The organism is Frankia sp. CcCS3 (assembly GCF_977927575.1).
In genome coordinates this window covers 1-5,538 of record NZ_CDWRCL010000119.1, presented here as the reverse complement: position 1 = coordinate 5,538, position 5,538 = coordinate 1, and the positions used below count along the sequence as shown (strand labels likewise).

General features: G+C 68.1%; 5 protein-coding genes and 1 pseudogene. 1 reads left to right on the top strand and 5 read right to left on the bottom strand.

The window, feature by feature from the left end; genetic code table 11:
- Positions 1-14: 14 nt before the first annotated feature.
- The 3 genes from AC08OQ_RS11995 to AC08OQ_RS11985 all read right to left on the bottom strand — a co-directional run bounded on the left by AC08OQ_RS11995 (position 15) and on the right by AC08OQ_RS11985 (position 3,647).
- On the bottom strand, positions 15-1,613 hold the full coding sequence (locus AC08OQ_RS11995; protein WP_476612046.1) for a caspase family protein: 1,599 nt from the start codon (positions 1,611-1,613) through the stop codon (positions 15-17).
- A 3-nt stretch (positions 1,614-1,616) separates the two neighbouring features.
- The gene (locus AC08OQ_RS11990; RefSeq protein WP_476601062.1) at positions 1,617-2,027 is read right to left on the bottom strand and encodes an effector-associated constant component EACC1; all 411 of its coding nucleotides are present in this window, start codon (positions 2,025-2,027) and stop codon (positions 1,617-1,619) included.
- 369 nt (positions 2,028-2,396) lie between these two features.
- Positions 2,397-3,647, bottom strand: a complete 1,251-nt coding sequence (locus tag AC08OQ_RS11985) for an ATP-binding protein (protein ID WP_476601060.1) — start codon at positions 3,645-3,647, stop codon at positions 2,397-2,399.
- Positions 3,648-3,799: 152 nt separating this feature from the next.
- On the opposite strand from AC08OQ_RS11985, the pseudogene AC08OQ_RS11980 reads away from it, so the two are divergent.
- Positions 3,800-3,934 (top strand): annotated as a pseudogene (locus AC08OQ_RS11980) (IS5/IS1182 family transposase); the annotation flags it as partial.
- A 49-nt stretch (positions 3,935-3,983) separates the two neighbouring features.
- Here the strand turns inward: AC08OQ_RS11980 and AC08OQ_RS11975 are convergent.
- A complete protein-coding gene (locus AC08OQ_RS11975) occupies positions 3,984-5,045 on the bottom strand; it encodes a hypothetical protein (RefSeq protein WP_476601058.1) in 1,062 nt (353 codons plus the stop codon).
- 183 nt (positions 5,046-5,228) lie between these two features.
- On the bottom strand, positions 5,229-5,538 hold a 310-nt coding region (locus AC08OQ_RS11970; protein ID WP_476612045.1), incomplete at its 5' end, for a hypothetical protein.

Here is a 5,538-nt window from a genome sequence, read left to right as displayed (position 1 = left end):
TATTTGTTACTTCATTACGTCCCCTTGATGCCGTCCAGTGACTTGAGGCCGCCCGTGGAATCTCGGGTCGCTCTCACTTGGACCGGCAGTCGATCACTCGCATGAGGCAGCTCGAAGGCGAACATCTGCTCGTCACCGAAGGCATCCTGCATAAGGCGCCGAAAGGTCAATTTGAGCGGCACGCCGTCGACGACTACACGATCGGGCTTCCAGAGAGATACGTGGATTTCAACGGCGCGTGGTTCTTCGTCGACAAAGATGCGCATGACACAAATTTTCCCGGAAGGGGACCGCCACATAAGTTCTGCCCGAATGTCACCTTGAGCCCTGCCGGTACCGGATCCCCGCTCGGCGACTCCGTGGGAGGGGGCCCGGCGTGCCTCGTCCGCCGGCTGGGGGCGCGGCGTGCGGGCAGCGCCGTCGAGATGTGTCGTCGCGGCAGGGCCGGGCGGGACTGGCCGGCGGGCCGCGGGCAGGTGTTTCCGGGCGCCGCCGGGCAGCGTCTGGGGCCGCTCGAGCGCGTCCGCCTCGTCCGGGACCGCCCTCTGATCTGGCGCGACCGCCAGCTGCGGGGCACTCGCGGCCGGTCCGGGCGGCGGCTCGACCGCCTGCACGGGGGGGGGAAAAAACGGGGGCACCGCGACGGCCGGAGCGATTGCCCCCGTTTCGGGGTCGAGGGACCGCAGCCGCGCGGTCGCCGCATCCGACACCGCTCTGCTGTCGTCGTTGGCGAGACGTACAAACTCGGCGCGGACCTTCCCACGCACCAGCTCGTTCCCGACCCGGTGCAGACGGTCCATTTCGTCGAGAGCGGCGAGGCGGACCGCGGCCAGGGGGCTGTCCACCGAATGCCGCAGGTAGGGAGGCAGCGTCCAGTTGACGTTCCTGGCGACGACGGTCCGCCCCTGGACGTTGTCCTGCTTCTTCGGCCGCTGCTGCGGCATCTCGGCCACGACCCGGTCGTGGACGTAAAGGTAGAGCTCGTCGACCGTGATGTCGCCGTCGCCGTCGAGGTCGGCACTACCGTCGCGCAGGCCTTCGACGAGGTAGCGGGTGAATACCGACCGCGCCGCCTCCCCGTGCGGCTGGTCGCCTTCGAACGCGTACTGCGTGGAGTCCGTGGCGGTCAGCACCGTACGGCCACGGCCGCGGAAACTCTCGAAGGTGTGCACGGCCGTGTCGGCCTTCGCCAGCCGGCCTGCCGGGTAGGCCCCGCTGTAGCAGCAGTCGAGGATCAGCACCTTCTGCTGCGAAAGGCAGCTCTCCATGGCCTCGTTGACGTCCTCTGCGGATAGGCCGGTAAACCACAGACCGTCCCGGCGGGTGTTCGCCATCGCCAGGTACAGCCGGCCGGCGTCGTCCTTCAACCCGTGGCCGGTGAAATACAACAATGTCAGGTCGTCCCGACGCCGGTCCCGGTAGAACTCCCCGACCGCCTGCTCCACCTGGTGGTGCGGCTCGTTGGCCAGAACCGTGACCTCGAACCCGGCGATCCGCGGATCCCCCAAGACGTCGGCAAGGGCCTCGGCGTCGTGCGCCGGGGCAGTCAACCGCCGCAGCCCGGCATCCTGGTACTCGTAGGTGGCGATCAACAGCGCCAGCCGTCGGCCCATCGCCTACCCCGCCGAATGCCGGCGCACAAAGGCGTCGACCAGCGCCCGCTGCTGTTCCGTCGACGCCTGCTCCACCTCGATGGAGTCACCGTCGATGGTCATCGAGACCCGGTGCGCCCGGCGCTGGCGGGCAAGCCAGTCGCGCACCGTATCGACCAGCGCCGGCAGCACCCCGCCGGAGGTGCCCAACGCGACCACGATCGCCCCCACCGTGACCGGGTCGGCCACCTTCGCGCCCTCCGGGACGCTCCCACCCGCCGCCAGCCCGACCGACTCGACGTCCAGCTCGCCGATCTCCGCGCGCAACCGCCGCGTCAGCCGATCACCCGCCTCGACGTCCAACTCTGGGTCCGGCGCCACGACCACCAGCACGCTCACCGCGCCGGCCGTGACACCCCGCTCACCGACGCTCATCTCGCCCCCGCTTCCCGTCGCATAGCCGCCGAGATCGTAGCGGATCAGGGGTACCCGCCACCATTCCCCAGCCCGGCGCGACGGACAGCGGCGGCCAAAGCCTCGCAAATGTAAAGCGGAATCGAACACGTGTTCCGAACCTCCGGTAGGTGCGGAGGCTCCGACCGGGCCGGTGACCTCTGCAAGCCGTGGTCTTGGGCGGCTGGACGATGGAAACCGTGTGAATCGAGAGGTTCCCACACGGTTCTGCGATGGCCGGGAGGTGAGACTCCTCCCGGCTACTTGCTGGTTCTTTGGTGGCATAGCATGATGGAAGTAACGCACCGCAACAACGAACAACCGACAGCCAGTGAATCTCTGGTGGTGCTCTCAGCTCGAGGACCAGAGGCTGGCCACGGGGACAGCGATGACGCGCTCCGCGAGCTGGAAGATCCGTGGGCCTGTGTGTACGAGGAGCCCGAGTGTGAACCGCGCACCGATCTCCGCCTGAAGCCATTCAAGGTGTCGTGCGTCGGCACGCGAAGGGGCTGCGGACGCTTTGACTTCAACGGCGACGATCTGGCTGTCTCGGGCTTCGAGGAGCAGGTCGATCTCACGGCGGCCGTTGGCGTCGCGCAGGTGGTACATGTCGGCGCCGACTACGCTCAGCGCGCACTCGGCGCGGAACTGTGCGGCGACGAGGGTGTCGATGATGCGTCCGAGTAGGTCGCCGTCGCGGAGCGCGCGGCGGTGGTCGATACGGAGCAACGGGGCAAGGAGGCCGGGGTCGGTGAGGTATCGCTTGGGCAGCCGGACCGCGCGACTCGTGCGGTTGCGCGCCCAGGCGGGGACCCGCTGGGTGATCATGAGGGTGTCGAGGAGGTCGTCGTAGGCTACGGCGGCGTCGCGTCCGATGCCCGCCGAGTCGTAGAGCAGCTTGTGGGTCGGCGAGCCGGCGGTGTTGGCGGCGATCGCCTGGAGATATCTGCGAAGTCGCAGGGGGTCTCGTACGACGCCGAGGGCCGGGGCTTCCCGGGTCGCGAGGTGGTCGACGTAGCCGGTCAGCCAGCGGTCGCGCGCTCGGTCGGCCTCGGTTCGCAGCGCCTCCGGCCAGCCGCTGCTGAGTGCCTCGGTCAGGTAGGTGTGCAGGTCCCAGCCGGTAGGCGGATCCGCGAACGCGTCCGCGTCGGCGTCGAGGATCCGGTCGATGAGCGAGGGTGCGGTCGGGTCGCCGTGGCGTTCCCGACCGACGAGGGGATACATCGTCAGCCGGACGATTCGGCCGGTAGCAGGCCAGCCCGAGGCGGTGAGGTCGGCTTGCGACGATCCGGTGAGCACGAACCTCCCTGGGCGCGGATCGTCATCGACGGCCCGCTTCACCGCGCCGAGCACCTCGGGCACGACCTGCCACTCGTCGATCAGGACAGGCTCCTCGAGCCCGCGCAGCGCCGCGTCGGCGTCGGCCCTGACGACCGCGGCCTGCGCCGGGACGTCCAGCCGCAGGATCGACTGGCAGACACGCCGGGTCGTGGTTGTCTTGCCGCATGCCCGGGGGCCGACGACGAGGACGGCTGGGTGGGAGGCGAGGACATCCTGCAGCTCCACGTCGAGCAGGCGAGGAACGTAGGCGCGCACCAACATCCGATCATGAAAATAATACATTCTTGACCATGGTAATTACACGTAGAACACCGGTAATCTAACACGCACTCGAACCGCGCTTCGACATCCCGCTGGTCGCCAGCATCCCCGCGGTCCGTTCCCCGCACGGCCCGCGGCGACGCCACCCGGGCAAGCTGCGTGCGGGCAAGGCCTACGACCAGCCGGACCTGCGCTGTTTCCTGCGCCGACGCCGTATCGCGGTTCGTATCGCCCGCCGCGGCGTGGAGAGCACCGAACGCCTCGGCCGGCACCGGTGGAAGGTGGAGACACCCCACGTAAGACACGCTCTTACTGTGGCTCACGGGGCCCACCACGTCATCCGTCGGGCGGTCGGCTTCGACCTTCCCGACGGGGCGTCTCGGACGTCGTCGTGGCTGCTGGGAGGTCATCCCGCTCGGTGTCCCAGATGGCGGATAGCGTTGGTCGGCCGAAGCAGGGACGGAACCAGATGGTTATCTCGCTGTCCGCAGTCTCAGCGATCGTCCCGCGTGCTCCCGTGACCATGGGATTGCCGCATGCGGTCAGCAGTCCGGCGACGCTGAGGTGTATGGCGTCCCATGCGTGGGCGACGGCGCGCCAGTCGGGGCTGAGCGCCCAAGGCGTATGAATGCCCCAGGTCAGCCATTCGCCGGGCACGTTGGCGACGGTCGGATGGCGCTCGCATAGGCGCAACCAGTCGCTGGGGCCATGTAGCTCGTAAACGCGCGCGTGGGCGGTAACCGGCACACTCCAGCAACCGATCTGCGGTCCGTGCCGCGACGTGACGCCGACGTCGCAGAGCTGGGTGGCGGGGAGCCTGGGGCCCAGCCTGGTCGAGGTGCGGATGCCGGCGGGCAGGCGGAACCGGGGGGCCTCCCGGGGAGTGGCCCGGGCGGCGAGTTCGTCGAGATCGGGTGGGGTCGCGGGAGAGCCCAGCAGGATCTGGTCCTGGCGGCGTAGCGGCTCCCACCACCACCACGCCGCCGGCGCAGCCGACAGCCGCACGGCGACATCGGCGAGGACCGGAGCGTCGGCAAGCAGGAACTGCCGCACGGACTGCTGTAGGGGATACCACGCCCAGCCGGAGACGGTGCGCAGGGTGACGGCAGTGAGGCGTTCCACGTCCTGCAGCGCGTCGACGTAAGGTTCCAACACGGTCCGTGGCTGAGGGCTGTGCTCGCGCCGGCGGCTGGCCCACCCGGCGGCGTGGGGCGGGCCGATCATGTTCGTCCTCAGTGTTGCAAGGAATACAGGTGGTTCGGGACTTCCGGCGTACGCATCTCGGACGGCGCCCAGCCGCAGGCCGGCGAGCTCCGCGAGCACACCGAGCGCCCGTGGCGCGCCCAGCAGTTGCTGGGCGCGCCACGGGAGGCTGCGGCGCAGGGGCTCACTCATCATGCGGGGACAACCGAAGGGTGATAACCAAGATCGTACATGTGATAGACGGCCAGATATGAGGACTCGCCCGACTCGACGCTAGGCCGGTGGTACGGGACAATCCTCGATGAACTTGGTGTTGTCGACGTAACCCACTTTGATCACTCCCCTGATCGTCACGGCGATCTCAGACTCGCCCTTATACTAGCCGTAGTCCCGGCACGGCCGGTGACAGGGTGCCTCGTAACTATACCTGTTCGGCCGCGAGTCGACACATGGTTCCCCAATCGGATCGAATTCGCAGTACGGAGGAAGCACCGAGTAGGAGAGCTGCGTCTTGATCGAGATGTTCTCGGCCACGTACGGTGCGCCGTTTCCGCTGTTGAAATAGCAGGCGGCGGTGGCGTGGACGCTCGCATCACCGAAGCCACCCGAATAGTGTGGGTCCTGTTCCTGCAGGTCGCAGAAGGCTCCGGCCTCGTCGAAGATAAGCTGCGCATCTGGATCTGGATCT